General features: G+C 59.6%; 24 protein-coding genes. 15 read left to right on the forward strand and 9 right to left on the reverse strand.

What is annotated here, in order from left to right; all coding sequences use genetic code 11:
• Positions 1 to 20: 20 nt before the first annotated feature.
• Positions 21 to 2,708 carry a pyruvate dehydrogenase (acetyl-transferring), homodimeric type gene (aceE, locus tag AC07UW_RS15715; protein WP_495212380.1) on the forward strand — a complete coding sequence of 896 codons (2,688 nt, stop codon included), beginning with the start codon at positions 21 to 23 and terminating at the stop codon, positions 2,706 to 2,708.
• An 88-nt stretch (positions 2,709 to 2,796) separates the two neighbouring features.
• The gene (locus AC07UW_RS15720) at positions 2,797 to 3,258 is read left to right on the forward strand and encodes a very short patch repair endonuclease (RefSeq protein WP_495212381.1); all 462 of its coding nucleotides are present in this window, start codon (positions 2,797 to 2,799) and stop codon (positions 3,256 to 3,258) included.
• On the opposite strand, the gene AC07UW_RS15725 is transcribed toward AC07UW_RS15720, so the two are convergent.
• Positions 3,237 to 4,751 (reverse strand): DNA cytosine methyltransferase, encoded by a 1,515-nt coding sequence (locus tag AC07UW_RS15725; protein WP_495212382.1) that lies wholly within the window; start codon positions 4,749 to 4,751, stop codon positions 3,237 to 3,239. The genes AC07UW_RS15720 and AC07UW_RS15725 overlap by 22 nt on opposite strands.
• A 319-nt stretch (positions 4,752 to 5,070) precedes the next feature.
• Here AC07UW_RS15725 and AC07UW_RS15730 point away from each other — a divergent pair, with 319 nt between their 5' ends.
• From AC07UW_RS15730 to AC07UW_RS15745, 4 genes are read left to right on the forward strand one after another with little or no spacing between them, the layout of a single operon-like run.
• The gene (locus AC07UW_RS15730) at positions 5,071 to 6,576 is read left to right on the forward strand and encodes an ATP-binding protein (protein ID WP_495212383.1); all 1,506 of its coding nucleotides are present in this window, start codon (positions 5,071 to 5,073) and stop codon (positions 6,574 to 6,576) included.
• 9 nt (positions 6,577 to 6,585) lie between these two features.
• Entirely contained in the window at positions 6,586 to 9,270 is a 2,685-nt protein-coding gene (locus tag AC07UW_RS15735; RefSeq protein ID WP_495212384.1) for a Z1 domain-containing protein, read from the forward strand.
• Positions 9,263 to 10,213 carry a PD-(D/E)XK motif protein gene (locus AC07UW_RS15740; protein WP_495212385.1) on the forward strand — a complete coding sequence of 317 codons (951 nt, stop codon included), beginning with the start codon at positions 9,263 to 9,265 and terminating at the stop codon, positions 10,211 to 10,213. The genes AC07UW_RS15735 and AC07UW_RS15740 overlap by 8 nt, the downstream gene beginning before the upstream one ends.
• 20 nt (positions 10,214 to 10,233) lie before the next feature.
• Positions 10,234 to 12,279: an AIPR family protein gene (locus tag AC07UW_RS15745; protein WP_495212386.1), complete on the forward strand. Its 2,046-nt coding sequence runs from the start codon at positions 10,234 to 10,236 to the stop codon at positions 12,277 to 12,279.
• Positions 12,280 to 12,780: 501 nt separating this feature from the next.
• On the opposite strand, the gene AC07UW_RS15750 is transcribed toward AC07UW_RS15745, so the two are convergent.
• The 3 genes from AC07UW_RS15750 to AC07UW_RS15760 form a co-directional block, all read right to left on the reverse strand.
• The gene (locus tag AC07UW_RS15750; protein ID WP_495212387.1) at positions 12,781 to 13,149 is read right to left on the reverse strand and encodes a hypothetical protein; all 369 of its coding nucleotides are present in this window, start codon (positions 13,147 to 13,149) and stop codon (positions 12,781 to 12,783) included.
• Between the two features lie 485 nt (positions 13,150 to 13,634).
• Positions 13,635 to 13,850, reverse strand: coding sequence for a hypothetical protein (locus AC07UW_RS15755; protein WP_495212388.1), 216 nt, complete (start codon positions 13,848 to 13,850; stop codon positions 13,635 to 13,637).
• 56 nt (positions 13,851 to 13,906) lie between these two features.
• Positions 13,907 to 14,563, reverse strand: coding sequence for an energy transducer TonB (locus AC07UW_RS15760; RefSeq protein ID WP_495212389.1), 657 nt, complete (start codon positions 14,561 to 14,563; stop codon positions 13,907 to 13,909).
• 2 nt (positions 14,564 to 14,565) lie between these two features.
• On the opposite strand from AC07UW_RS15760, the gene AC07UW_RS15765 reads away from it, so the two are divergent.
• The 3 genes from AC07UW_RS15765 (at position 14,566) to AC07UW_RS15775 (ending at position 16,864) form a co-directional block, all read left to right on the forward strand.
• Positions 14,566 to 15,165, forward strand: coding sequence for a hypothetical protein (locus AC07UW_RS15765; RefSeq protein WP_495212390.1), 600 nt, complete (start codon positions 14,566 to 14,568; stop codon positions 15,163 to 15,165).
• 4 nt (positions 15,166 to 15,169) lie between these two features.
• Complete coding sequence (locus AC07UW_RS15770; protein WP_495212391.1) at positions 15,170 to 16,144, forward strand: lytic enzyme; 975 nt, start codon at positions 15,170 to 15,172, stop codon at positions 16,142 to 16,144.
• Positions 16,145 to 16,210: 66 nt separating this feature from the next.
• Positions 16,211 to 16,864, forward strand: coding sequence for a DUF6988 family protein (locus AC07UW_RS15775; protein WP_495212392.1), 654 nt, complete (start codon positions 16,211 to 16,213; stop codon positions 16,862 to 16,864).
• 23 nt (positions 16,865 to 16,887) lie between these two features.
• Here the strand turns inward: AC07UW_RS15775 and AC07UW_RS15780 are convergent, their stop codons facing one another.
• Both AC07UW_RS15780 and AC07UW_RS15785 read right to left on the reverse strand, forming a co-directional pair.
• The gene (locus AC07UW_RS15780; protein ID WP_495212393.1) at positions 16,888 to 18,306 is read right to left on the reverse strand and encodes an XVIPCD domain-containing protein; all 1,419 of its coding nucleotides are present in this window, start codon (positions 18,304 to 18,306) and stop codon (positions 16,888 to 16,890) included.
• Positions 18,303 to 18,800, reverse strand: a complete 498-nt coding sequence (locus AC07UW_RS15785; protein ID WP_495212394.1) for a hypothetical protein — start codon at positions 18,798 to 18,800, stop codon at positions 18,303 to 18,305. The genes AC07UW_RS15780 and AC07UW_RS15785 overlap by 4 nt, the downstream gene beginning before the upstream one ends.
• A 426-nt stretch (positions 18,801 to 19,226) precedes the next feature.
• On the opposite strand from AC07UW_RS15785, the gene AC07UW_RS15790 reads away from it, so the two are divergent.
• A complete protein-coding gene (locus AC07UW_RS15790) occupies positions 19,227 to 20,153 on the forward strand; it encodes an XVIPCD domain-containing protein (RefSeq protein WP_495212395.1) in 927 nt (308 codons plus the stop codon).
• 42 nt (positions 20,154 to 20,195) lie between these two features.
• Here the strand turns inward: AC07UW_RS15790 and AC07UW_RS15795 are convergent, their stop codons facing one another.
• Entirely contained in the window at positions 20,196 to 20,978 is a 783-nt protein-coding gene (locus tag AC07UW_RS15795; RefSeq protein ID WP_495212396.1) for a hypothetical protein, read from the reverse strand.
• 220 nt (positions 20,979 to 21,198) lie between these two features.
• On the opposite strand from AC07UW_RS15795, the gene AC07UW_RS15800 reads away from it, so the two are divergent.
• The 3 genes from AC07UW_RS15800 (at position 21,199) to AC07UW_RS15810 (ending at position 24,164) form a co-directional block, all read left to right on the forward strand.
• On the forward strand, positions 21,199 to 22,347 hold the full coding sequence (locus tag AC07UW_RS15800; protein WP_495212397.1) for a YncE family protein: 1,149 nt from the start codon (positions 21,199 to 21,201) through the stop codon (positions 22,345 to 22,347).
• Positions 22,348 to 22,395: 48 nt separating this feature from the next.
• Positions 22,396 to 23,196, forward strand: coding sequence for a hypothetical protein (locus AC07UW_RS15805; RefSeq protein ID WP_495212398.1), 801 nt, complete (start codon positions 22,396 to 22,398; stop codon positions 23,194 to 23,196).
• 203 nt (positions 23,197 to 23,399) lie between these two features.
• Positions 23,400 to 24,164 carry an XVIPCD domain-containing protein gene (locus AC07UW_RS15810; RefSeq protein ID WP_495212399.1) on the forward strand — a complete coding sequence of 255 codons (765 nt, stop codon included), beginning with the start codon at positions 23,400 to 23,402 and terminating at the stop codon, positions 24,162 to 24,164.
• A 30-nt stretch (positions 24,165 to 24,194) separates the two neighbouring features.
• Here AC07UW_RS15810 and AC07UW_RS15815 read toward each other — a convergent pair whose 3' ends face one another.
• The gene (locus AC07UW_RS15815; protein ID WP_223483326.1) at positions 24,195 to 24,593 is read right to left on the reverse strand and encodes an XVIPCD domain-containing protein; all 399 of its coding nucleotides are present in this window, start codon (positions 24,591 to 24,593) and stop codon (positions 24,195 to 24,197) included.
• Between the two features lie 234 nt (positions 24,594 to 24,827).
• Between AC07UW_RS15815 and AC07UW_RS15820 the strand changes: the two genes are divergently transcribed.
• Positions 24,828 to 25,286, forward strand: coding sequence for a hypothetical protein (locus tag AC07UW_RS15820; RefSeq protein ID WP_495212400.1), 459 nt, complete (start codon positions 24,828 to 24,830; stop codon positions 25,284 to 25,286).
• 22 nt (positions 25,287 to 25,308) lie between these two features.
• Here AC07UW_RS15820 and AC07UW_RS15825 read toward each other — a convergent pair whose 3' ends face one another.
• Positions 25,309 to 25,788 carry a DUF4440 domain-containing protein gene (locus AC07UW_RS15825; RefSeq protein ID WP_495212401.1) on the reverse strand — a complete coding sequence of 160 codons (480 nt, stop codon included), beginning with the start codon at positions 25,786 to 25,788 and terminating at the stop codon, positions 25,309 to 25,311.
• A 228-nt stretch (positions 25,789 to 26,016) separates the two neighbouring features.
• Here AC07UW_RS15825 and AC07UW_RS15830 point away from each other — a divergent pair, with 228 nt between their 5' ends.
• Complete coding sequence (locus AC07UW_RS15830) at positions 26,017 to 26,829, forward strand: alpha/beta fold hydrolase (RefSeq protein WP_495212402.1); 813 nt, start codon at positions 26,017 to 26,019, stop codon at positions 26,827 to 26,829.
• The last annotated feature ends 17 nt before the right edge of the window (positions 26,830 to 26,846 follow it).

The raw sequence follows: 26,846 nt of genomic DNA on the forward strand, positions 1-26,846 counted from the left end.
GTGCGGTAATGGGAGCGCTAATGAACTGGTTGAACGAGGTGCTGAACAACGACCCGAATCCTGTGGAAACCCAGGAGTGGATCGAGTCGTTGAAGGCCGTTATTGATGTCGAGGGCCCCGAGCGCGCGCATCAGCTGCTGGAAGGCATGGTGGAACTGACCCGTCGTTCGGGTGCCTATCTGCCGTTCTCTCCCACTACCGAATACGTCAACACCATCGAGCCGCAGCTGGAGGCCAAGAGCCCGGGCAACGCCGAACTGGAATGGCGCATCCGTTCGATCATCCGCTGGAACGCGATGGCCACCGTGGTGCGCGCCAACCGCAAGCCGGGTGACCTGGGCGGCCACATCGCCTCGTTCGCCTCCGGCGCAACGCTGTACGACGTGGGCTTCAACCACTTCTGGCGCGCCCCGAGCGAAAGCCACCCGGGCGACCTGCTGTTCATCCAGGGCCACAGCGCCCCGGGCATCTACGCGCGTTCCTTCCTGGAAGGCCGCATCAGCGAAGAGCAGCTGGACAAGTTCCGCATGGAAGTGGACGGCGGCGGCCTGTCGTCGTACCCGCACCCGTGGCTGATGCCGGAGTACTGGCAGACCCCGACCGTGTCGATGGGCCTGGGCCCGCTGGCCGCCATCTACCAGGCGCAGTTCATGCGCTACCTGGAAAACCGTGGCCTGATCGAGAAGTCCGACCGCAAGGTGTGGTGCTTCATCGGCGACGGCGAGAGCGACGAGCCGGAAACCCTGGGCGCCATCGCGCTGGCCGGCCGTGAAGGCCTGGACAACCTGATCTTCGTGGTGAACTGCAACCTGCAGCGCCTGGACGGCCCGGTGCGCGGCAACGGCAAGATCATCCAGGAACTGGAAGGCGTGTTCCGTGGCGGCGGCTGGAATGTCATCAAGCTGCTGTGGGGCGGTTACTGGGATGCCCTGCTGGCCAAGGACACCAATGGCGTCCTGAAGAAGCTGATGATGGAAACCGTCGACGGCGAATACCAGAACTGCAAGGCCTTCGGCGGCGCGTACACCCGCGAGCATTTCTTCGGCAAGTACCCGGAAACCGCTGCGATGGTGGCCGGTCTTTCCGACGACGACATCTGGCGCCTGAACCGTGGTGGCCACGACCCGCACAAGGTGTACGCCGCCTACCACCAGGCCGTGAACACCAAGGGCATGCCGACCGTCATCCTGGCCAAGACCGTGAAGGGTTACGGCATGGGCAGCGCCGGTGAGGCACTGAACCCGACCCACCAGACCAAGAAGCTGGACGACGAAGCGGTGCGCCACTTCCGCGACCGCTTCAACATTCCGGTGACCGACGCGCAGCTGGCCGACGGCCAGGTGCCGTTCTACCACCCGGGCCCGGATTCGCCGGAAGTGCAGTACCTGCAGGAACGCCGTGCCGCGCTGGGTGGTTACCTGCCGCAGCGCCGCCGCAAGGCCGAAAAGAGCTTCAATGCACCGAAGCTGGAAAGCTACGAGCGCCTGCTCAAGAGCAGTGGCGAGCGCAGCTACTCCACCACCATGGCCTTCGTGCAGAGCCTGAACATCACCCTGCGCGACAAGGAACTGGGCCCGCACATCGTGCCGATCGTGGCCGACGAAGCCCGTACCTTCGGCATGGAAGGCCTGTTCCGCCAGATCGGCATCTACGCGCCGTTCGGCCAGAAGTACAAGCCGGTCGACGCCGACCAGCTGATGTTCTACCGCGAAGACCAGAGCGGCCAGGTGCTGCAGCAGGGCATCAGCGAGCCGGGTGCGATCAGCTCGTGGATGGCTGCCGGTACCAGCTACTCGGTCAGCAACGTGCCGATGCTGCCGTTCTACATCTACTACTCGATGTTCGGCTTCCAGCGCGTGGGCGACATCGCCTGGCAGGCAGCGGACATGCGTACCCGCGGCTTCCTGCTGGGTGGCACCGCCGGCCGCACCACGCTGAACGGTGAAGGCCTGCAGCACGAAGATGGCTTCAGCCATCTGGTGGCCGGTGGCATTCCGAATGTGCGCAGCTACGACCCGACCTTCGGCTTCGAAGTGACGGTGATCCTGCAGCACGGCACCAAGCGCATGATGGAAGACCAGGTGGACGAGTACTACTACGTCACCCTGATGAACGAGAACTACACCCACCCGGAAATGCCGGAAGGTGCGGCCGAAGGCATCGTCAAGGGCATGTACCTGCTGACCGACGCCGGCAAGCCGAAGAAGGGCGAGCTGCGCGTGCAGCTGCTGGGTTCGGGCACCATCCTGCGCGAAGCCATTGCCGCAGCCGAGCTGCTGGACAAGGACTTCGGCGTGACCGCCGACATCTGGAGCTGCCCGAGCTTCAACGAACTGCGTCGCGATGGTTTCGACGTGGAACGTGCCAACCGCCTGCATCCGGAAGGTGAGCAGCGCAAGGCCTACGTGACCGAGCTGCTGGAAGGCCGCCAGGGCCCGGCGATTGCCGCCACCGACTACGTGCGTGCGTATGCGGACCAGATCCGCGCGTTCGTGCCGATGAGCTATACGGTGCTGGGTACCGATGGTTTCGGCCGTTCGGATACGCGTGCGAACCTGCGTCGGTTCTTTGAAGTGGACCGGTACTACATCGCGCATGCCGCGATTGCGGCGCTGGCGAAGGACGGGAAGATGACGGCCAAGGATGTGGCCCGGGCGATCAAGCAGTACAAGATTGATCCGGAGAAGGCTAATCCTGTTGGGGTTTGACGGAAGCGTGTTGTAGAAAAGGGGGCGGCCGACCGCCCCTTTTTTTTGGTCCACGCGATCATCCGCCGTATTGCGGAGGCTCAGTGCAATGGTCGATATAGTCGATGCCAGTGTTCGCTCTAAGCTAATGTCAGGAATTAAGGGTAAGAACACAAAGCCCGAATGGGTGGTTCGAAGATACTTGCACAGACGAGGATTTCGATACGCGCTTCACAAACGCGATCTACCCGGACGGCCCGACCTGACATTGCCCAAGTACCGGGCGGTCATCTTCGTTCACGGCTGCTTTTGGCACATGCATCACGGATGCCGATACGCGACTCTGCCAGCCACTCGTCCTGAGTTTTGGCTGAGCAAGCTGGAAGGGAATCGTGAGAGGGACGAGCGACAAGTCCAAGAGCTCACGAGGGCTGGCTGGCGAATCGCCGTAGTGTGGGAGTGTAGCCTCAGGCTGCGGCCAGAGCAGACTCTGGCCGAGCTATCGAAATTCCTGAAGTCCGGCGCGACGCGTGCAGAGTTCTCTGCAGATCAATGCCCCAAGATCGAGTAGACCACGTCCGCGATCTGGTTGGCCATCCATGGTGGAACAGCGTTCCCTACCTGTCGAAACTGTGCTCCTCGCGCTCCCTCAAAGAAGTAATTGTCCGGGAAGGTTTGCAATCTCGCTGCCTCTCGGACAGAGATGCTTCTGAGTTGGGTTGGATCGGGATGAATGAAGTAATGCCCGTCCTTCTGGAGATGGCTGGTCACTGTAGAGCTGGGTGCATCCCACCTTTGAACCTTAAAGCGGTCTACAAATTTCCCCGTCGTCCAATTTGCGTGATCCGGATGAATGGACTCTGGGAACTCCGAAGCACCTCGCGGAGAACGCTTGTGGGCTAGGGTAAATGCTGATGCATAACCGTAGCGAACAAGATCCATCCACATGTGCTGCCGAACCTCGTGATTAAGCAAATGACCGAGCCTCGGATCAATAAGCCAAGCCTCTAAATGACTGGGAACCTGATTGCATCCAGCAGTTCTCGGCATCGATCTCCCGCCAGAGCCGAAGTCAGTCTGAGGAACACGTAGGGCTTGCTGACGAAGCTCATCTGACACGCGGTGGTCATCTGTAAGGCTGGAAGCGTGTAATAGGATTTCCCTGGCTTCAGATGACCAATCGTCAACATCGACGTTAGTTACACCGCTCCTTAATCTTGGTAGGCCTTTGATGACCGAATCAAGATGCACCTCGTCGCTGAATGAGCTCATCCATCTGGCGCGAGTAAGCTTGATGTCTTCAGCTACACCAAGAAGCACTACCCTGTGACGAGCCTGAGGTACCCCCAGCTCTTCCGCTCTCAAAATGTACTTACGCCCATCCTCATCATCGAAAAGGTCGGTCTCCCCGTCTCTCACTAGCGGAATGACGTTGTAGCGAGCTCCGCCTCTCCCGCCGGGTGCGCGGAGATCGTCGAGGATTTTCGGGAACATTAGCTCACCCCCTACCTTCGACGAAAGGATCCCCTTGACGTTCTCCATTACGAACGCCGCGGGTCGATGATCTCTGAGAATCTTGAGATAATGTTTGTAGAGGAAGTGTCGGTGGTCGTCCTCGGCCTTGTAGCCGGCAACCCCGCGATTGCGCGCCCGTCCCACCAGAGAATACGCTTGGCAAGGGGGGCCGCCAATTAGAATCCAGGGATCGGAACTGCTGGCGACCTTGCGGATGCGGTCATGCAGCACGAGATCATGTTCAGCAAGTCCGAGCTGAAGCTGCCTGGCCTCTGCGCCAGAAGCAAGCCATTCTTGCTCAGTCTTCTCGGTCCATGGTTGGGCTGCTCGGCCGGCGACATAGTCGTAGTAGCTGATGGGCGCCTTGCCCAGAGGAAATTGTCGATAGAAAGCTCGCAGGCGAAGAGTTCTCGCTGCGTTGGCCTCCATCTCAGCTGAGATCGCAATTTTGAACGGCTGGTGCTTGGGTCTGCCCTTGGCTACGTAGGCGGAAAAACCTTCGCCCAAGCCGCCGGGGCCTGCAAACACATCTACAACAGGGATCTGCATGCTGATTCACAATGTAATTGGCGGCGCATCTTGCGTCGCATCATTACTGCCAGGATCGCATGCGGTAGGGAGTTTTTCAAGCTCAGCCTCGCTCGGACTGGCGAACTGATCCCTAGCCGTCAACTAGACAAAGCCTCGCATTAGATGGAGCTGGCTAGAGTCAAATTCCCGGCACGGTGCTCGGCCTAGGAATGATGGGATTTGGTAACGAAGACTGCGGAAAGCGTCACGGTATCGGGTATAGTCGGATCGAAGTGGATGGCTGTGGCGGCGGGGCTTGGCTCTGGGTGTATGCAGGCAAGATTGCTAAGGATGGGTAATGAGAGATTTGCTTCCGGGGCACATCTGGGTCGAACCCAGTGCGGCTAGATTGTTGGAATCGATGCGGGATATCGGTTACTCCTTTGAGAGTGCCCTTGCGGATATTGTGGACAACAGCATTTCCGCTGGTGCAAAACTGATCGAAATATTTAATGATACTCATTCGGACGGCTCACCATTCTTGGCCATACTCGATGATGGTCGTGGAATGCGGTCCTCTGAGCTGACAGATGCCATGCAGCATGGCAGTAAAAGCCCTCGTGATTTCAGAGTCGAAACAGATTTGGGGCGCTTTGGCCTTGGGCTGAAAACCGCTTCCTTCAGTCAATGCAGACGTCTTACCGTTGCTTCACGCGTAGACGGCGAAATGTCTGCCCGCTGTTGGGATCTAGACTTGGTGCTTGAGAAGGATCAGTGGCTTCTTAAGGTGTTGGATTCTTCGGAGATCGACGAAATCCCAATGATCCACTTGCTCCCATCGACAGGGACATTGGTGGTGTGGCAGGGATTGGACCGCCTCGATCCATACGAAAACAGCCCTGATGATGCCCTCGTTGCGTTAAACGATCTTTTTGCAAATGCTAGATCGCACTTGGCACTTACGTTCCACAGGTTCCTCGCTCAGGAAAAGGGGGCGTCATTATTTGGCGGGGTAACACTGCGTCTCAATGGCTCTCCAGTGATGGCGGCCGACCCCTTCGCGCGGCATATGTCTCCATCTTCTGACCCGCATGAAATTGAGACAATAAGAATGGCCAGTTCTGCTGTGACCGTTCAAGCGTTCACACTCCCCCATCATCAGCGTCTCAGTCCTGAGCAGATGAGCGCGATTGAGTTGGGGTCGAGTCTGGCTGAGACCCAAGGCCTTTACGTTTACCGCGCTGGACGTCTAATTGCCGGCGGTACGTGGTTGGGTCTTGTTAGGAAGTCCGAGCTAACTAAGCTACTCCGGGTGCAAGTCGACGTGCCTACATCGCTTGATTCGGAATGGAGCATAGACGTTCGAAAATCACGAATGCGGCTACCTTCAGCGGTTCGGAGACGCTTAAGGCCGTTGATAGAGGGCATGACTGAGACTGCTCGCAGGCCCTACACGTATAGGGGGCGTCGCCAAGCCACAGGCGCAGGCATGCCGCTGTGGCAAAGGGTGGAAGAACGAGGTGCGATTCGATACGAGGTTCGTCGCGACCACCCCATTATCGAGGCGCTTCGGAAGGCCGCGGGTTCACGGGCAGATGTTGACACCGCACTGCTTGCGATTGAAGCAACGCTTCCACTGGAGTCGGTATTCTCAGACATCGCATCTTCACCCAAGACCGTAGCTCAGCAGTCGCTAGATGGTGCTGAGATCACGCAGATCTTAGCCACTTATGTAGAGGCGATCGCTCCAGGAAAGAACACCCTTCCGCGCTCAATCGCGGAAGTCATACTGGCGACACCGGTTTTCGCAGGTCAGTCGGGCGCTAGGCGTGCGCTAGAGCAGCTACGAGTTATCGAAGACTAAGGACAGGACATGAGTTACGACCAGGTTTTGACACTCTCCCGAGCGGCGATGGCGCAGCGTGCGGCCCACAGCCCACCGGAAATATTGGAGGTTGTGGGAGGGATTGCCGCGCTGCCGTTCATATTTCCAAGAATCTCCGACGCAGAGGTCGCTCAGATAGCCAAACAGATCGAGCGAGAGTTCGAAGTTGTGCTCGGGCCATCGCACACGGTTCAGGCCCCTGGCCACAAGCCTTGGTTGCTCGGCCGCGCGCATCAGATAGATTTCCGGTATTGGAAGCGCTATCGGGACTACCTCATTTCTGGGGGCATGTCTGAGACTGTCGTAAACGCAATATCAGGCGTAACTGATTCGATTGTTGACTTGGCTGGTGACCCGAAGATCGAAGGAACGTGGTCTCGTCGAGGCTTGGTGGTCGGTCATGTGCAAAGCGGTAAGACAGCCAACTATCTTGGCGTTATCAACAAGGCTGCTGATGCAGGGTACAAGGTGGTTGTTCTGATTGCCGGTGTGCACAACAACCTTAGGTCCCAGACGCAAGAGCGCGTGGACTTGGGCTTCGTGGGTCGCGACAGTGATCAGATCTTAAGTCGGCAGGTTAATGCCAAGCAGGTCGGCGTTGGAAACTTTAATCCGGCATTTACCGCGACTGCTTTTACCAGTCGCGCGCACGATTTTAATCGGGCGAGAGCAGATGGGTGGGGGAATCCGCTGCAGAATAGCAGTGAACCTGTAATTCTTGTGATCAAGAAGCATCCCTCAATTCTGAACAACCTCATCGACTGGATCCGTGGCACAAGTGCTTCTAAAGGTGGGCTCACACTTCCGATGCTTGTCATCGATGACGAAGCGGACAACGCATCTGTAGATACGTCGAAGGATCCTAATGCACCAAAAAAGATCAACAGTCTTATTCGTGATCTATTGGGGTTGTCCACTAGAAATGCATACATTGGGTACACCGCAACTCCGTTTGCGAACATTTTTATAGATCCTGATGCTGAGATCGCTTTACAAGGTAAGGATCTGTTTCCTAGAGAATTTGTCGTAGGGCTGGAGGCACCTACGAACTATGTTGGCCCCGACTCATTCTTTGGAGGGGATTCTGCTGGGCTGACTGTCGATCTGGAGGGGACCGATGACTGGTTGCCTCCATCCCATAAGATTAGCTGGCGAGTAGAGGGGCTACACCCTAGTCTAGTAGAGGCCATCGATTGCTTTGTTTTGTCAAAGGCGGTTCGTGTTCTTAGGGGGCAAGGTAGTAAGCATCACTCGATGCTAGTGAATGTATCTCGCTTCACCGGTGTCCAGAGTGAGGTGGCAAGAAATATTGCAAGTCATCTCATCGAAGTGCAGTCCGCTATTCAGAACCGATTTGCATTGCCAGAGGCGTCTGCACTTAAAGATCCATTCATGCGCTCGCTTCACGCCACTTGGAACAAGTTCTACGTCGGAGCTGATGAGGATTGGTCCAGCATTCAAGCTCAACTCCATAGGGCCGCTGCCGGGATGGTTGTGGTCGAGGTCAATGCCTCCAAGTCATCCGGAAAGCTCGACTACCGAGCGCATGCGGAAAGCGGACTCAATGTAATCGCTGTGGGTGGAAATTCGCTCTCTCGCGGATTTACGTTGGAGGGTCTAACCATCAGTTATTTCCTTCGAAATACTCAGATGTACGACACACTCCTTCAAATGGGGCGATGGTTCGGATATCGCGATGGGTACATGGATCTTTGTCGCTTGTTCCTTACGCCTGAGGCTTCCGATTGGTACGGTTTCATCGCAGGCGCGACTGAGGAGCTTAGGGACGAGATTAGGAGAATGGAGCTCAATGGTCTGACCCCCATGGACTTTGGTCTTGCTGTTCGTAGCCACCCTGGGACGCTCTTGGTCACCGCGCGAAACAAGATGCAAAACACCGAACAGATTGTTCGTGAGATATCACTTTCCGGGAAAATGGTTGAGACCTCGGCGATCATTGCCACAGGGCTTGCTAGAAAGGCGAATGTCGAGGCGGTCGAGGTTCTCGTTGGCAAACTTCTGGCTGATGGTCGCGTTCCATTGCCCTATGGAAGCGGGACGCGTCCTAGTCATCTCTTCAGTAAAGTAGCGTCTGAGCGCGTACTGGACTTCATTTCTAGCTTCGGTGTTCATCCGGGTCAGTTGGACATGCAGCGTGCTCCATTGATTGAGTACGTGCGGGAGCGAGGTTTCTCTGAGTGGGATGTGATTCTGGTCTCCAGCTCTAAGCCCGAGGCACTCAAGGAGGACGTTCACGGTCTGGCGCTGGGACTGCAAAGTCGTAGCGTTACTGTAGGGAATGCCCAACGATTCGAGAGAGCGTTACTTATCTCCGGCACGAAGCGGCGAGTTGCTTCGAGAGGTATTGAACGCGCGGGACTGAGTGACTCACAAGTGGCAGCTGCATTGGCCGCTCATAAAGGGAAGACCAGCAACATCCCAGACCACATCTATAGGGCCCAGCGATCACGGCCGCTTCTTATGCTCCATCTCTTCCAAGCGGTGGAGGATGGCGGGCAGAAGCACGCCGCGTACGGGCTTAGCTTCCCCAGACTCGCCGCGGGCGAAAAGGAGAAGTTGGTGCTCTACACCGCGAACTTGATTGCGTACAGGGAGCTGTTCGGGTCGCGGGAAGATGAGTATGAGGACGAAGAGGTCTTGGTCGATGAATGAGGATCCTTGGTCATCACTTGGCGGGATGCCTGACAAGATCGTTGGGAAGCGCATTGCCCAAGATCATCCCCTTGATTATTACTGGGCTCGCGCACAAGGAGGAGCTGTTGGCTTGGTTCTGCGAGACGTTGCGCCCGGATGGATTCCAAAGAGCCTTCCTGAGCTACGTGGCGTAGATCTTTCCACGCCATCTGATGACAGTGTCCCCGAAATTCGCATGTTTCTCAGGCAGCCGGGTGACCAAGGTGTCTTTCTGACCCTGTGCAGAGACGTCATTGCCTACTCGTCCTTCAGTGACTCTCGAGAGGGGGCCGCACGTCAATTCTTTCGCCGCTTAGAGCACTGGCATGTGCTCATGAGCCGGACCCGGACCGATGCGATGGAGCCTCATGAGGTCAGGGGAGTGATAGGAGAGTTGGTGATACTTGAGCGATTGATGCGAACCGTCGGTGCAGAGTCGGCAGTTGCTTCTTGGGTAGCGCCTGAAGACCATCCCCAAGATTTTGCGCGCGAAGGGATGCTTCTTGAGATCAAAACGAGACTTTCCGGAACGCGTCAGCGCGTGACGATATCATCGCTAGAGCAGCTCGAGGCCAGCCACTTGGCTCTGTACTTGGTCGCGGTCGAGCTCGTCGAGGTGGAAGGTGATCGTGGCCGTTGCCTGAATGAGTTGTGCGCTGACGTTCTGGCCACGGCCAGGGCGCACAGTTTGGCTCTGGAAGACCGTTTGGAAGTCGCACTACTCAAGCGAGGATACGTGCGACGTGATCAGTACGACGTCGCCAAGTACCAAGTTGCTGGAGTATCCAGTTATTTTGTTGGGGATGGGTTCCCCCGCATTCTGAGATCGGAAACTGATGCGCGAATAGTTGGAGCTAGTTACGTTCTGGACTTGTCGTCCTTGGCTTCATTCGCTCTATCTGTTGAGGAAATTGTCAGTTAGAGGCGATGAAGGAAATGGCCATGGATGAAGATGTGACCTCATTTCGCGCGGCCCTTCTCGGCGAGATCGGTGCTGAGCAGGCCGCTGGCATGGGATATTCCGCCACGAGATTCGTAGATCGCGCTTGCGCGATTTTAGAAGTCGGAGAGGAATTTACTGAGTACAACGTCTGCAGGGTCTCGGGAAAAATGTCCCGTGGTTCTGCCGTTCAATTGGATGCTTATAGTTTTTCCCCAGTTGACGGCGTTCTGAATCTCGTAGTGGCAATATTCTCCGGCGAAGATGTGCCGGAGCCAATTCTCACTGATGAGGCACGACGAGCGGTCACAGCTGCGTTTAAGTTTTTGGAGGGAAGCGCGCACGAAGCTCTCGCAAATTCTTGGGATGAAAGTCATGCAGCTCATGCCGTATGCAATGAGATTTTCTCTTTTACGACAAATGGAGAAATGACGAAAGCTTGCATCTACTTGATATCTGATAGGCCATTGGGTGCATCGATTGGGCGGATGCCTGATTTATCCTTGGGGCCCCAGAAGGTCGAGTTGCATCTCTGGGATGTCGCAAGGCTTGCTCGTATGGACGCCTCGACGAGTGGGCGAGAGGAAATCGTGATCGACTTCCCCTCTGAGTACGGCCAAGGCATTCCAGCTCTAAAGGCGGGTATGGACGACGAGGCACGGTACGAGTCGTACATGTGTATTCTGCCTGGCTCCATCCTTGCTAGCCTTTATGATCGCTTTGGTGGCAGGATCCTGGAGCAGAACGTTCGAGCCTTCCTTGGAGACACTCGAAAGGTCAATAAGGGCATTCGTGAGACCTTGAAGGTTGAGCCAGGAATGTTCTTCGCTTACAACAATGGTCTGACTGTAACGGTGTCGGCTTTGTCGAGTCGTTTGGTCGATGGGGCCTTAGAGGTCTCTTCTGTTCAAGGCCTTCAGATCGTTAACGGGGGCCAGACGACTGCGTCTCTGTACTGGGCAAGCAAGGCTGGAGTGGACCTTTCGAGAGTAAGAGTCCAGATGAAACTTTCTCAGCTTCCTGAGGATGGATTTGAGGATTCTGTTCATAATATTGCACGCTTTGCAAATGCTCAGAACGCAGTTTCAGCGTCTGATCTATTTGCTGGCCACGCGTACTTCAAGCGAATTGAGTCCATTTCTCGCCAGACTCTCGCGCCGCCGGGTGCTCCGAATGAGGGGAATACATACTGGTACTTCGAGCGCACCGCAGGCAGCTATAAGGTTGAGTTGAAGAGAAAGAAACCCCTTGAGGCGAAGTTCTGGCAAATTTTGAATCCAAAGAAGCAGGTCCTTACAAAGACGGACGTTGCTCGATTTGACTCTACCTTCGAGGGTAGCCCGCATTATGTAAGTCAAGGTGCCCAAAAGAACATCGGGCATTTTGGAAAATCCGTTATGCAGGCATGGGCTAAGGATCCGGCACTGTTTGATGAAAGATACTTTCAGCGCTTGGTCGGTCGCGCGATTCTAACGCGTGCAATCGACGCAGCCATTCCTGGGCAGGACTGGTATCCAGGGTCTATCGTAAGACCGTTGACCTCCTACACACTCGCATTGATCAGTGCAAGAATGTGTGATGTCGGCTTGCAGCCAAATTATAATGAGGTCTGGAAGAGTCAGCGAGCTCCAAAGACCTTCGTTGAAGAGGCGATGCGCGTTGCGCGCAAGTTGCTCCCGTTACTAATGGAAATCCCGGAAGAACAGGTGCGCAACCGGCTTGTAACCGAGTGGGTGAAGCGGGAGGCGTGCTGGGTTCGTGTAAAGGAGAGTACTATCAATCTCTCTCCGGCACTGCTTGCGTGGGCCGTTCCCGCGGCCATTGATCGGCGTGCACGGCGCCCTTGGAAGGATCAGGCGAGAGAGCTTTGGAAGGACGGAACTTGGAAGCGTCTCCAAGTTTGGAATGAAGTTGAGGGTGCGCTCAGTGAAGGCGAGGCCAGTATTGTTGAGTGGGCGGCAATAGCGTCTGATTTTGCGCCTCGTGGATTTCGACTTGAGAAACTTCAAGAAGCATTCAGGTGCGCCGTTTCGAGGGGATTCGCTTAATGCGGGCCTCGTGTTGTTGATGGCTGAAAACCGACGTGCGCTACGCACACTCTCGCTCCGCCAAAATCCGCCCACTCCAATGCAACATCAGCGGCACAGCGCACGGAACGTCAATCCACCTATCCGCAAACAGCACAATCACAAGCCGCTCCATCGAGTTGTCCACCGGCATTACAGGCTTCGCATGGCAACTGATCTCGAAGTGCCTATCCCCCGAGTACCGCGCGCCCCGCACCACGCCCCCGCGTACCAGCCGCACGGCATCCTCGCGCATGACGGCGAACTCGGCATCAGACACCTTTCGCAGCGTCCACAGGTTCAGCCCAGCCTGGGCACAAACCAGTTGGCGATCACCGCACGCAGTATCGTCAGCAGGACAACGCCATAGATCACAAGCCTCATTGGAAGCTCTGCAAATAGGTGATGGACAGCAAGGCGAGCGGGCCGCGACTACGCATCAGCAGCCCGGAGCCTGGCGGCAGATGGCCGAGCCCATCCGGGTTACTCCCGCACCCGCAACCGCTCAATCACCTGCGCAGTCAGCCCCACGCACGCCATCATCAGCCCCTCCATCACCCGGTCCCCCAGGTACTCCTCGGGCGCACCGTTCTGCCGCGTGCGCTCCGCCGCCAGCATCACCTCCTGCACCACACGCAGCCCGGCCAACGCGCAATCCGCGTCCGCCAGTTCAAGACACCGTCCAGGCAGCTGATGCCGCTCCGGCCAAGGCTGGCCGTCCGCCGCCGCACCGGTACCGATGCGATGCAGCGTGGCGACAAAAGCGTTGGGATCGACGGACGATTCGCGCTCGGCGTCGGTGTTGTCCGGATCGTACTGCGCGTGCAGGGAACGGAAATCCGATGTGTTCATGGCAATGCTCCGTACAGGACAGACAGCAGCGCCACCGATAGAGGTGGCGGACGATGCGTGGCTCGAAAACCGGTCTGTAGCGAAGCCGGTGGGTCCGAAGACCCCCACGCACCGCCCGCCATGGAACGCGAACGGATTGCCAGCCGGCGCCACGCAAAGGTGACGCCGGCTGGCAAGCGTAAACACATCGCTACAGAACGGGTTTTCGACACCCGCGCCACCCTTTTCCGGTGGCACGCCAAGGTGTACCCGCGCGGATGCCAAATGCCAAGAAGTCGCAGGCCGCTGAGGCCGCAAGTGCTGACGCTTACGGCATTGTCGCATGGTCACCACGCGGCGAATCGATTGCGGGGCGGCGGTTTCGGCGGAAGTTAAGGTGTCGCGTGCATTCGCGTCACAACGCACGGTTCGGTGCGTGACACCGTTCCAATCGCGACAAATCGTTCAGAGATGCGGGGCAGGGAGTGGGGCGAAAGCGTCACCACTCAGATGTGCCGCTCGTAAGCTTGTCGCGGCCACAACGCATCATCGCGCTCCAGATCGTAGTCATTGCCGAACGCCAGCGCCGCCTCGCGCGGCGGCAGGTCGGCGTAGCAGCCCAGCAGGTACGCATCCATGCCGGCATCGCGGTGGTCTATGGCAAACAGGTAGCGCAGTTCCCTGTCGAAGGCTTCCAGCCATTCGGGGTCGATACTTGTCATGGTCATCCTCTCAAGATCAGGAGAGGATGAGCCTAGGGCATCTCATGCGTTGGGAATCAACGCGAACGCACCTCAAATATTACGTGGACCCGCGCACGCACTGCGACAGCCAGTCCGTCGTGCTCGACAGGCTCGAAGCGCCACTGTCGAAGCGCATCCAGCGCCACACGATCAAGCTCGCGCGTATGCGATGACCGCGCAACCATCACGTTGCGCACTTCCCCTTGGGTGCCGATGTCCACCACCAAGATCGTCTCTGCCGGCTCCCGTACAGGCGCTGCATCTGGTGGAACGTGCGGGGCCGGGGAGTTGAGCGCCTTTGGCAGAGTGAGCGCCGGAAGATCGGGGTTGTCGCCAGGCTCGATGTAGAGCGTGGTAGATGCAGTCGGTCGTCCTGACGACGAGGGGGCTGGAGCGGGCTCGCGCGGCGTCGAAGCGCAACCGGCCAAGGCAAGGACGGCGGCTGCCATGACGACGCGAGCGGCCATGATCTTGAAAGTGTGAGAGCTGGGCATCTGCCTAGCATAGTGCCTCCACCGCCCGTGCCTTATGCCTTCAGGACTCGCCCGCGTATGGCTACGCCACAGGACATTCCCACTCCACCGCTGGGTTGTGTGAAGCCAGTTCATGTCCCGCCGCCCGGGGCGGTGTATAAACTTGCGACGAGTAAGTGCCCGAATGTGAGGAACGGATGCGACACCTGCTGAGGCCATGGATGGTACTGCTGCCCCTGCTTATGGGTGGCTGTGGCACCCACGCACCCCAGATGTATGGCGATGGTTTCCCCGTCGCCAAGCCGATGGACCTGGTCCACGCAGGTGCAACGGTAGAGGCGCGCTTTGAATTGCCGCCGCCCTGGGAGAAAGACCCCGAACCTCGCACGTTCCTGATCGGCTTCCGTACCGGTGGGCCAGCCAATCGCCCGGACATGAAACCGGGAGATGTCGACTTCCTTGAGGATGCCCGGATTCCCCTGAAGGTGCAGCTGTGGAAGCTGGATGGGGACACCGAGACCCCCCTAGTGCTGCATGTATTGAATCACGATCTGCCTGCCGTTGGGTCAGGCAGCCGATATCAACCGGCCAAGGACGATGTATTCGAATACAGGAATACCGTCGGCGCGGATTCGAATAGCTTGGTCAACGCAGGAAAGTACGATATGTCACTGGCCTACCGGGAATACGAGGTGGCCCGTGCCGATTCGGGGGATCTGACGCCTGGGAAGTACCGGTTGGAAGTGACCAATCTTCAGGGCAACCCGGAAGTTGAACATCTCAACATCGAGCTTCTCGTCGCCAACTACAACGTGAAATAGGACTATGGACAGTCAATCAAATAGTGCAGCCGCATCTCAGGACAGCAAGAAGGGGCCTTACACCGTTACGGTCTACCTCGCGGCACCGGGAACACCTGTCGCAGGCAAGGATGGCACGACCCACTCATCTTCAGCAGGCCATGCCTACTTCATGGTTGCCGATGGAGACAAGAAAGACGGGTATGGGTTCTCACCGATAAAGACGGGGATTACCGGGCCGGGGCATGTGGTCAAAGGCGAGTTCGAGACCTACGAGAACCCTCGATTTTCATACACGCTCGAGATCACCAAGGACCAGTACGAGAAGTTGAAGGCGTATGGCGAGGCTGGCGTCAACCGCAATCAGGACAACTTCAAACTCAACTACAACGGCTTCTCGAACAGCTGCGTTGACTACGTATGGACCGGGCTGGGTCAAGCCGGTTTGCGTCCCAAGCTCGAAAAGCCCGATCCCGGCTTCGAAGGGACGATGAAGGTGCTTCCGAACATCGACGCGCTGAAGAGCATTCCCAAGCCATTCCCCGACAGCAAGCTCAACTCGACCCATGAGAACCCGCTTCCAAAGAAGCAGAGCACGTTGCAGAAGCTGTTGACCGAGGTGGAGGGAGAACAACCGCCGCGCGAGCGATTGGCTGCACTGTCGCCGGAATCGCAGCAACTGTTTGACCGCATGCGATCTGACTTGCCTGAGAAGGTGAGCGATGCGCAGGTGATGTCAGCGATGGTTGCTGCGCGGGAGAACGGCATTCACCAGCCGCAACAACTGCGCGATGTGGTGCTGCAGGAAGAGAAAATCTTCGTGATGGGCACGACGCCTGGCTTCAGGGCCATGGTGGATCTGAACCAGTCTCAACAAAGCCTTGAGGAGGGGCTGGCCCGTAGTCAGCAGATCGACACGCGAGTGTCCGAGCAGGCCCGGCAAGAAACGCTGCAGCGTGAGGCGGCGGCGCAGACCGCTGGCGGCATGCAGATGGGCTAGTGCTGGAGCTGGTCGGGAACCTTAGTGATCGTCTGGCCGTAGCACGATGATTGAGGGATCATCATGATGGAAACCCTGCTTAACCGATCTGCATTGCTTCTGCAGGCGATGCTCTCCGTTGTAGATCACCCTGTGGCCGATGGCTCGGTAAAGGTCTCGGTATCACGCGATGCCGCTTTGCTGAGCCTTGAACACGCAGCGGCAATGCGGTTGCTGATGGAAGCTGGCTTGGCGCCTTCTGCCGCTGCCATGCTTCGTTGCCAGTACGAGGCGTTCACGCGAAGCGTCTGGATCCTCCATTGTGCTTCCGACGAGCAGCTGGCTTTGCTGTCCCAGCCGCCAGTAGCTGGTGCTTCAGAGCGACACCTGCCGATGCTCTCCAAAATGATCGAGGCACTGGCTTCCGTGCCCGCAGTGAGCAACCTGATTCCGCATCTGCTTCAAATGAAGGAGTATGGTTGGGGAGCATTGAACTCATTCGTTCATGCAGGAACGCATGCGCTGGACCGAAGTCGTGAAGGGTTTCCGGAGATTCTGGCGCTGAACGTCATCCGGATCAGCAATAATCTGGCGATGGAGTGTGGACAACAACTTGCCATTCTGACCGGCCAGCCGCCGGTGCGTAAGGCCGTGCTGAAACTGGTTGGTCCATACGCAGACTGCCTTCTCCTCGACCACGAGAAGCTCCGAACCGCGGAAACGGAAGCCTCGACAGGGTAGAGCGACTTCGGCGCAGGCGCGAACTACATGGAAAGCGGCGAGACCCGCTGCTCCTGCGCACGCTGCATCTCTGTCGCCTGCTCATGCGCCTGGCGCTGACCAATCGCCTCAACCTGGTTCAAGCTCTCCTGCACGGGCCGCTGCGCGGCTTCCGCCGTCGCTATATGCGTGCGCAGTGCCGCCGGATCGGACATCTCACCCTGCACGACAAAGATGTTCTGCGCTGCCGGCGAGTTCGCCGTCTGTCTGCTCAACACCACATGATCGGCCCGGGTGATGCCTGCACCCTTGGCGCTTGCCAGCAGACTGGCGGACATGCGCTCGCTGGTCTCGTCAAAGGCGCGGCCGTTTGCTTTGTCCAGGGCCTCTACCTTGCCGCGGATCTGTTCCAGCAGAGCTTGGTCGGCAGAATTGAGCGTGTGGGCCGGCGACGACTGCGTACCTGCAACGCCCTGCGTCGGTGGGGGCGTGGTAAGTGCACTACCCGTGTTCTTCAGTTCAACCCAGCCCAGCCCGTCCTTTCCAAAGTCGCCAATCGGAAGGACTTTGGCGCTGCCAAGGTTGAGGCCATTGCGCTCAAGCTGTTGGGGTTTCAAGCCCAACTCGTGAAGATCGATGCGGATGGAGGGTGGTTGGCGGCCCTCTGCAAGGAAGGCGTGACTCGCCCCGATCACAGATAACGGGTAGGTGCCGTAGTAGTTCCGATAGTCCGAATCGCCATGCCTTCCCAGCGTGCCGCTGCCATCGTAGAAGCACTGCTCGACGGCCTTCGTCAGTTGCACACCATCCTTGTTGGGGCGATGGGCGAGTGCTTCATACGAGATCCCTTCTGCAAGTCTCCCGTCGTCGGCGGCGCAGCGTGACCCAGAGCGATCCGCAAGCAGTGCCTCAAGCGCAGCCTCATCCAACGTCGGGTTCAAGTTTCTCAGACGACTGTCCAGCGCGCGCAGGCCGGAAACCTCTGCCAGCGCCTCGTCCTGGCGGCCCTTGTCGAGATACTTCTTCACTGGATCGGTCAGGTTGACGGTGCCTGATCGAGAGGCGTGGGCAGCATCAAGCTCTGTAGCATAGGAGCCCTTGAATTCCTCGAGGGCTGCTCCGCGTTCCTTTGCGAGGATGCCATGCATGGCCTCGTGCCCGAGTACTTCGGTCAGACGTTCTTCAAGTTCGACACCTAACGAATTCTTGAAATTCGACGCGCTGATGAAGATGGTCGGAGGACTTCCCGGGGTTGCGTCTTGGAAGTGACCTCCGTTGTGGTGGCCATAGGACACGGAGATCCGGCCGACCTGACCATCCTTGGCCGCGTTTGCCAAAAGATGGTTGAGATAGGGCGAATCGGCGATGGTGCGGCGAATTGCTTCCTCTGCGCCTTCTGGCAGCCGCTTGTCAGCTTTCAAATCGCTCAGCAGCGGTTCGATACTTGCTTCGATTCCTTTCACATGTCACCTCCTGAAAACCTGATCTCATACACACACGTTCGGAGTCCGGCACTGTCATTGATGCGGTATGTCAGAAGGCTGGTACTCATGCCTTTCTTGCCCGCGCCGATAGGACGCCAAAAATGCCTGATTCCGCCTCTCTTGAACGGCGATTCCCCTCGGCCCTTGTAGCCCAATCGTTCCAAGGCCTGCCCCGCGCTATCCGCATCCCAATAGCAAACGTCGCCAGGAGCTTCAGTTACTGAAGGTTTCCCAAGCTGGTAGAAGACGACGGAATGCCGGGGGTAATCACGCGGAGATTCAACAGAGAAGTATGAGGCTGCGTAATTGAAGCCTTCTGTTATCACCAGGTCTTTGGCGACGCTCCTGATGCTGACCTTCTCGTCCGGCACCAGGGATACACCGATTGCTGCGCCGAACTTCTCAGGGCTGATGTCAGCTCGCGACTTGAGCGAATCGGCGTAGGCGAGGAGTCTCCTCTGAAGCTCCGACATTGAGATATCGGCGGGGCGGCTCGCCGAAGCAGAGGGGCGGGTCTCGCCAGCAGGCGTGTCTGATACGGGCGCGCATGCCGAGGATAGAGTGATCAACGCCAATGGCCCGACGGCTACCCCGGCTCGGGCCAGATACGACATTAAACGCAGTCGGAGCGACCGATCCAGTGAGATAGGGGCCGGGCGCAATCGAGCCGAAGCGCCAGAGGTTGGGGTACCCATCAGCAAGTCCATTGCAGCGTTCCAGCCACTATACGGCGGCATCCCAAGCCACTCCACCCGCGAGCTTCCGGGGCGCTGGTACTGCACGCTGGTTCACACATTCAGCAAGCCACCGCCACTCCGGCCCAAGCTCTCCACCTGCCCGCGAACCCACCTATGCGATCATCCGGCCAGGACCGCAGTACCCAACAAGGCTGAGCAGGCATGGAGCAAGCAACACGCTACACGGTGACCCTCTTTCTGGCCGCACCGGGCACCCCGCTGAACAGTGGTGGCAGCTCGCCGCGCGGCCACATGTATTTCCAGACCGTCACAGGTGAGGAGGCGCACAGCTACGGCTTCGCGCCGCCGCGCCTGACGCCCGGTGAGAACCCCGCTGGTGCGCAGTACGCCGAAGTCGTGCACGACGATGCCGACGAGCACCGCGACCCGTACTACAGCCGCACCCTGGAAATCAGCGAGGAACACTACGGCTGCCTGCGCGATTTCGCCGAGGAGCCGGCCGAGTTCGGCTTCGATGTCGATCGCCCGGCCACCATCAACCGCTGCAGCGATTTTGTCTGGGCCGCGCTGCACTATGCCGGCCTGCATTCGCAGCCGGCACCGCTGGACGGCGGCAGCAACCTGGGCGAGTTCGCGGTGCTGTTCAACCTGCCGGAAGTCCAGTGCATTGCGGCGCCGTTCCCGGCCAGTGAACTGAATGGCGAACAGCACCACCCGATGCCCGAACGCGAGGCCGAGCTGCACCGCGAAGGCGGCCGCCCAAGCCACGAGCCGCCGCCCAGCCCGATGGAAGTGGCCGGCACGCTGCTGGACCCCTCGCACCCGGACCACCGGCTGTTCGCGCAGCTGATCCAGAAGGTGGCCGAGCTGGACGCTGCACACGGGCGCACCTTCGACGACACCAGCCAGCGCATCAGCGCCAGCCTGCTGGTGCTGGCCAAGCAGAACAACCTCTCGCGCGTGGACCACGTGCTGCTCAGCCGGCCTACCAAGAGCAGCCACGAGGCGGAGAGCATCTTCATCGTGCAGGGCGACCGCGATGACCCGGGGCATCGCCGCGCGAGCATCGCTACGGAGGTGGCGGCACAGACCGATGTGGCGGATTCGCTGCGGTTGAAGGAGCAGTGATGCGCGCCAACGGTTGCGTGGTCGGCTGTACTCGCTGTCTCATCAACGCCCGATCAACAGGCGAATCGCAGTGGGGACTCGATTGGCTTGCTCGTAGTCGCGGCCCAACTGTTGATGCAGCTCGAACACTGCCCACTCCGCATTCTGCAAGCGGACGATATCCTCGAATGGCGGTGCGCTTGATTGTGTCGTCAGAAGAAGATGTTCGTTCACGCCGGCATCCAGCAAGGTCTTCGTCATATGGATGTCGGTATACAGCGAGCCTTTGGCTTCGCCAATATGAATGCTGAAGATTCGCATGGTTCCCTCCATCGTCTTCACCGCCCTATCGCGATTGGTCAAGACTTGCAGTAGCGCGGAGTTCAGTTCCTGAAGGCGCATTCCTGCATCATTCGGGTCTGAAGATCCGAATCCGCCTAGATGCTGGACGTAGTTCTCGATGTCATCGAGGATGTGCTTCCAGACGTAGGTGTGCTCATGGTCGAAGTATCTCTGCCTCGCCCGTGCTGCGTCGGCCGCCAGATGATTGATGCCTGAAATGTGATCAATCGTAAGCTGCTGTTCGCCAATGAAGGGCAGATTGTGCTCAGCGCGTGTCTTTTGCATTCGCTCTGCCAGCTCATTGCTGTAGTCACGCATCTCCTTCAGCGACGCTTGGCCCACTTCACTGGTGACCAAAGGCGTGTACATCGTTAACGATGACCATGCGACGTAGCTGATTGCAGCAGCCAGCAGTAGCCCAGTGTAGATTTTTGCGCGTGTCCTGATTTCCAATTGAGCTCCGAAGCGTGGATTGCCCACTGTGGCAATCGGCGACTTAGCCAAGTTCTTTAGCCTGTATATTTGCGGGGGAGCGGAGATGCCAACGAGCAGTCTCTCGTCCTCATACTGTGGCCGAGACCGATTGGCGCATCGACAATTGAGAACTGCTACCATTCCCGCGCTACCCAGCCAGCCCACCCCGCACAGACAGATGCAGGGCCGGGCCGTCGAAGAACGGCCCCGCGAGCCAGGACACCCTCCGTGCCCATTGAAGGACGCTCGCATGATCCGCAATTCCCTTTTCCGTTCGGCCGCACTGGCCGTCGCCGTGTCGCTGAGCCTCGGTGCTCCGACCGCCTTCGCCGCTGAAGCCGCCGCCGCCGCCAGCCCCGCCACCGCCGTGCAGCGCCAGGCCATCGCACAGGGCCTGTACGAGCTGGCTTACAGCCCCAAGCAGAACGCCGTGTTCGTTGCCTCGTCCGGTGGCTTCGGTGACAACGCCGGCCCGGCCCAGGTGCTGCGCCTGAACCCGACCACGTTGGCCGTGGAAACCCGCATCCCGCTGGAGCGCAAGGCGTTCGGCGTGGTGCTGGATGACGCCCACGACCGCCTGTACGTGGGCAACACCGTGGACCTGTCGGTAACCGTGGTCGACACCGCACAGAACAAGGCCATCGGCACCGTGCAGCTGATGGAGAAGAAGACCGGCAAGGACGGCAAGGCCGCCTACACCCACGACCTGCGCGAGCTGGTGGTCGACAGTGCCGCCAACCGCCTGTACGTGACCGGCCACAGCAGCCAGCCGGATGTGAGCAGCGTGCTGTTCGTGATCGATACCAACACCCTGAAGGTGATCAACACCATTCCGGGCCTGGGCAACGCCAAGGCGCCGGGCCTGGCGCTGGATGCCGCCAACAAGCGCGTGTACACCAGCAATCTGCTGGCCGATCTGGTGGTGGTCGGCACCGACTCCAACAAGGTGGAAGCCCAGCACAAGATCGCCGCCGAGCAGCCGATGAACATCGCGCTGGACCCGGCAGGCAAGCGCCTGTTCGTGACCGACCAGGGCTCGGAAATGCTGCGTGGCTACCAGGCCAAGAGCAGCGGGCTGGTCAGCAAGCACCCGGGCCAGCGCGTGCTGGTGCTCGACCGCAGCAATGGCAAGGAACTGGCCAGCATCCCGACCGACGCCGGCCCGCTGGGCATCCTGCTGGATGCACCGCGCAAGCGCCTGTACGTGACCAACCGCGAAGCCGGTACGGTGACCGCGTACAACAGCGACAGCTACCAGAAGGTGGCCACCTACGCCGTGCCGACGCACCCGAACAGCCTGGCGCTGGATGCCAAGAACAACGTGCTGTACGTGAGCATCAAGAACGGCGAGAAGGATGCCAAGGGCTCGGAAGAGAGCGTGGCGCGGATTCAGCTGTAAGGAACCAATGATGTAGCGCCCAAGGGGCAGGGCAACGTGCTCTGCCCCTTGCTGTTTGTGGCGACGGACGAGAAAGCCGCACTTGCGGTCGTCGTTCAGATTTGTCCTACAGGTGCTTTCACAGGTACATGCGAAGATGCGCCCATCAGCCTGCCCCCGCCGTGGGACAGGCTGCTATGGAATGCCGACCTGACCATGGATGCCGCAATGCCGAATGCCTCTTTGCCACGCGCCCGTGTGCCTTGCGTAGCCATGCTGCTGCTCGCGCTGCTGGGTTGCACAGCCACGCCCTCCGAGCCCGCACCCAAGCTGCTGACCGCGGAGGAAGCGGCCGCGCGCACGGTGGTGCCGTTGACGCGCCCAATTGCATTGGACAAGGCGGGCAAGGTGGTAGACATGGAGTTCGATCTGCCACTGGCTGGGCCGGGCACCGTTCCCGATCTGATGCTGGGTCTGCGCGTGTGGGGGATAGACGCGAAGGCCATGCTTGCCCAGCAGAGCCGGATCGATGTTCGACCCTTCGCGACCCTTGTGCATCTACAACGGCTTGATGGCGATTCGACGGTTGAAACCCCTCTCAACTACACCTCGCGCGACCGCCGTACGGAGCTGTCAGTTGGTCCCGATGGCGCGGTTCCTTTCACTACGGTAAGCAGCGTGGCGCAAGGTGCAGTACGGAGTGCAGGCCTTGTCGATGAGCGAAGGGTCTACGGTGTGGTCCGGATCGCGGAGGCATCGCGGGTGGAATCAGGTCGCTATCGTTTACTCATCGAGCTGCCCTCGGATCGACCTGATCTTCAGGGATTGAATGTTGAACTGTTGCTTGGATATGGACCGAGGTCGAAGTGATGAACAAGGACGATCGATACACGTTGACTGTTTACCTGGCTGCTCCGGGTACACCGCTGAAGGACGGCGGAAGCTCGATGACTGGGCACATGTACGTGCAGCTCGAGCACGGTACAACGGCCATCAGCTATGGCTTGCAGCCGGATTCGAGTGGCCCGCCCATCAGCGAGTGGGCTAAGCAGTTGGGGGCCGTTCGAGGTGGCGTGAGCAACCATGACAGCGAGCAGTATCTGGATCCCTACTACTCCCGCACGATCGAGATCACCAAAGAGCAGTACGAGAAGGTGCAGGAGTTTGCCGCCGCTCCCGCCGCCCATGGCTTCGACATGAAGTACAACGGCATCACCCACAGCTGCACCGATTTTGCATGGGCAGCGATGAACCATGCCAGCATTCATCGCCAGACGTGGATGGGCGCCGACAAGGACTACGAAGGCGAGATGAAGGTGCTGTTCAATCTGCCCGAGGTGCAGAGCATAAAGCCGCCGTTCCCGGACAGCGAGCTGAACACCGAGCACTACAACCCGATGCCGGAGCGCGACTGGAAGCAGAAGATGCTGTCAGAGAACGCGCCCAACCACAGCGACGATCCGCTGCTGTCGCAGATCAACGAGGGGGTGGCGAAGCTGGACGCCGAAAGGGGGCGATCGTTCGATGTCACCAGTGCGAACATCGGTGCCAGCCTCTACGCCTTGGCCAAATCCAATGGCATGACCCAGGTCGACCACGTGCTGCTGAGCGAGCGCACGCAGGAGGCTGATGCCGCGCAGAAGATCTTCATCGTGCAGGGCGAGCGCAGCGACCCGGCCCACGTGCGCGCCAGCATGGACACGGCGCTTGCCGCGCAGACACCCGCGGAAGCATCGTTTGAACGTGCAGAGCAACTGGCGCAGTCCGCGCAGGTCCGCACGCAGGACGAGATCCAACAACGGCAGGTACAGGAACAGGCCGGGCCGCGCATGGTGTAACGCGCGGCCGCCAATCCGGCCACCGCCCCATCACCCCATGCGATGCGCAGGGTTCTGCTGCTGATCCTGCGCCTGTGCATCCAGCGTCTGTTGCTCGGCCTGCACCGGCTGCTGCCCGCCCAGCCCCAGCTTCTGCAGTGACTGCTCGGCCGGCGTCTGCGCGGCCACGGCGGTCGGCAGCATCGCCCGCAGGTGCGCCGGGTTGGCCGGGTCGCCCTGCACCACGAAGATGTTGTGCCCGGCCGGGAGGTTGGCCGTGGCGTTGCTCACCACCACGTGGTCGGCGCGTTCCAGACCCTGTTCGCGGGCTTTGACGGCCAGGCTGGCGGCCACGTTCTCGCTGGTAGCGTCGAACGCACGGCCATGCTTCTCGTCCAGTGCGGCTACGTTCTGGCGGATCTGCTGGTGCAGGGAATCATCAGGGGTCATTGGGGGCTCCATGTGGCCGCTACCGTGTGGCCGGATGTGGCCAGTGTAAAACGGTCGCGGGCTGCGCCGGTAACCGCTTTGTTGCTAGCCTGTGGCCCCGGGCGCAGGGGATGGCGCCCGGCTGCAATGGGATGGAGGGAGAAGGTGGTGCGCGGGGAGACAAACCGGATACGGGGGCAGGCGGCTGCGCGGTTATTGCTGGGCGTGGGGCTGTGGGCCTGCGCAGGTATTGCGGTGGCTGACACGCCCGTGGCGGCGGACGATCCCGCTTGCCCTTCGCAGGACTTCACCCATTTCCTGCAACGCTTCGCCGACCCGGCCGATGACCGGGTGCGCCTGCGCTACACCTCCGACCCACTGGAGTACGAGGTGCCGATGCACACAGTGCGTGACGACCACGAGGGGCTGGCGCCCACGCACATCGTGCTGGAGCAGGGTGCCGCGCGGTTGAAACGTTTCAGCTACCGCTACCTGGCCGCGTTCAATCTGTTCGTGCCTTCACCGGTCAGCCGCGATCCGGCCGCGCTGGAGCACATGCGCGCCGGCACCTACAACGCGCCCACACGCATCGAAGCGATCGATGACAACGGGCAGCGCGTGACCTTCGGCAGCGACGCCGAGCGCGACTCCTATACCTTCGCGCGCCGCTACGGCTGCTGGATGCTGACGCGCGCCAGCAACCTGCGCGACTGAGTGGGCGCTGCGGCGGTGATGTTTATTTGTCTGCCGGGCGGTGGTCGTAACTGATCACCCGCTCGGCCTGCCATCGGCCATCCACGCGGCGCCAGACCTGGATGAAACGGGCCTGGCCGGTCCAGCGTTCAACGCCATCGGCGCCGCGCTCATGGAAGCGGTGATCGCCCATTTCCAGGGCGCGATCGTCCTGCAGCGGAAAGACCTGCAGTGAGCTCTCCACCAGTTCGCGCCGCAGGTGCCAGCCCCCCTTGCGCGCGTTGTCGCACAGGGTGGCCACGCTGCGGCGGAAGTCCTCGCGGCTGTTGGCGGACTTGCCGTCCTTGTCATGGAAGAACTCCATGTCTTCGGTGGTCATCGCGGCGGCCCTGTCGGCATCGCAGGCATCGAAGGCCACGGGGAACAGCTGCGTGTCGGCCGCGCGGATCTGCTCGCGTAGGGTGTCGCTGGCGGGGGAGGTGCCGGCGACGGCGGCGGCGAGCAGGGGCAGGGCGAGCAGCATGGCGTGGCTCCATTGAGGACCGGCGCAGACTGGCATGGGCGATGGCGCACGGTAAGCGGGGCGTGACGAAACCGGCGCAGGACCCGACCAATGCCGTCCATGCGGGTGCGAACCGATGTGCCGGCTGGCCGGTGCCGTGTACGCGATGTCATGGCCTGATCCGGATCCATCACGGGCGCCTCCGGTGCGATTGCCTAGGCTGGGCTCCTCTTTCACCCGGGAGTTCCCATGGCTACCTCCTCCGTCCGACTGCACATTGAAGACACCGGCGGCACCGGCCGCCCGGTCGTCCTGATCCATGGCTGGCCGCTGTCTGCCGAATCCTGGAAGGCGCAGGTACCGCTGCTGCGCGATGCCGGTTATCGCGTGATCAGTTACGACCGTCGGGGCTTCGGCCGCTCGGACAAGCCCGCCGATGGCTACGAGTACGACACCCTGGCCGCTGACCTGGCCGGTCTGATCGACGAACGCGATCTGCGCGATGTCACCCTGGTCGGCTTCTCGATGGGCGGTGGCGAAGTGGCGCGCTACATCGCCAACCATGGTGAAGACCGCCTGCACAGCGTGGTGTTCGCTGCGGCCGTGCCGCCGTACCTGTTGAAGGGCGCGGACAATCCCGAAGGGCCGCTGACCCAGGAAAAGGCGGATGAGATGCGCCTGGGGCTGGAGAAGGACCGGGAGTCGTTCTTCGACGGCTTTACCCGCGATTTCTTCAGTGCCGACGGCAAGCTGATGGTCACCGAGGACGAGCGCCAGGCCGCCATCGCGCTTGCCCATCAATCTGACCAGACCGCTGCGCTGGGGTGCATGAAGGCGTTCGCCACCACCGATTTCCGTGCGGACCTGAAGAAGGTGACCGTACCGACGCTGGTGCTGCACGGTGACAGCGATGCGACGGTGCCGTTCGAAGGTTCAGGCAAGCGCACGCACGCGGCCATCGCCGGCAGTGAGGTGGTGGTGCTGAAGAATGCACCGCATGGCTGCAATACCAGCCACGCCGATGACTTCAATCTGGCGTTGCTGGAATTCCTGAAGAAGTAAACACCGACTACGGCATC

The sequence above is a fragment of the Stenotrophomonas sp. GW821-FHT02D01 genome (assembly GCF_059421765.1).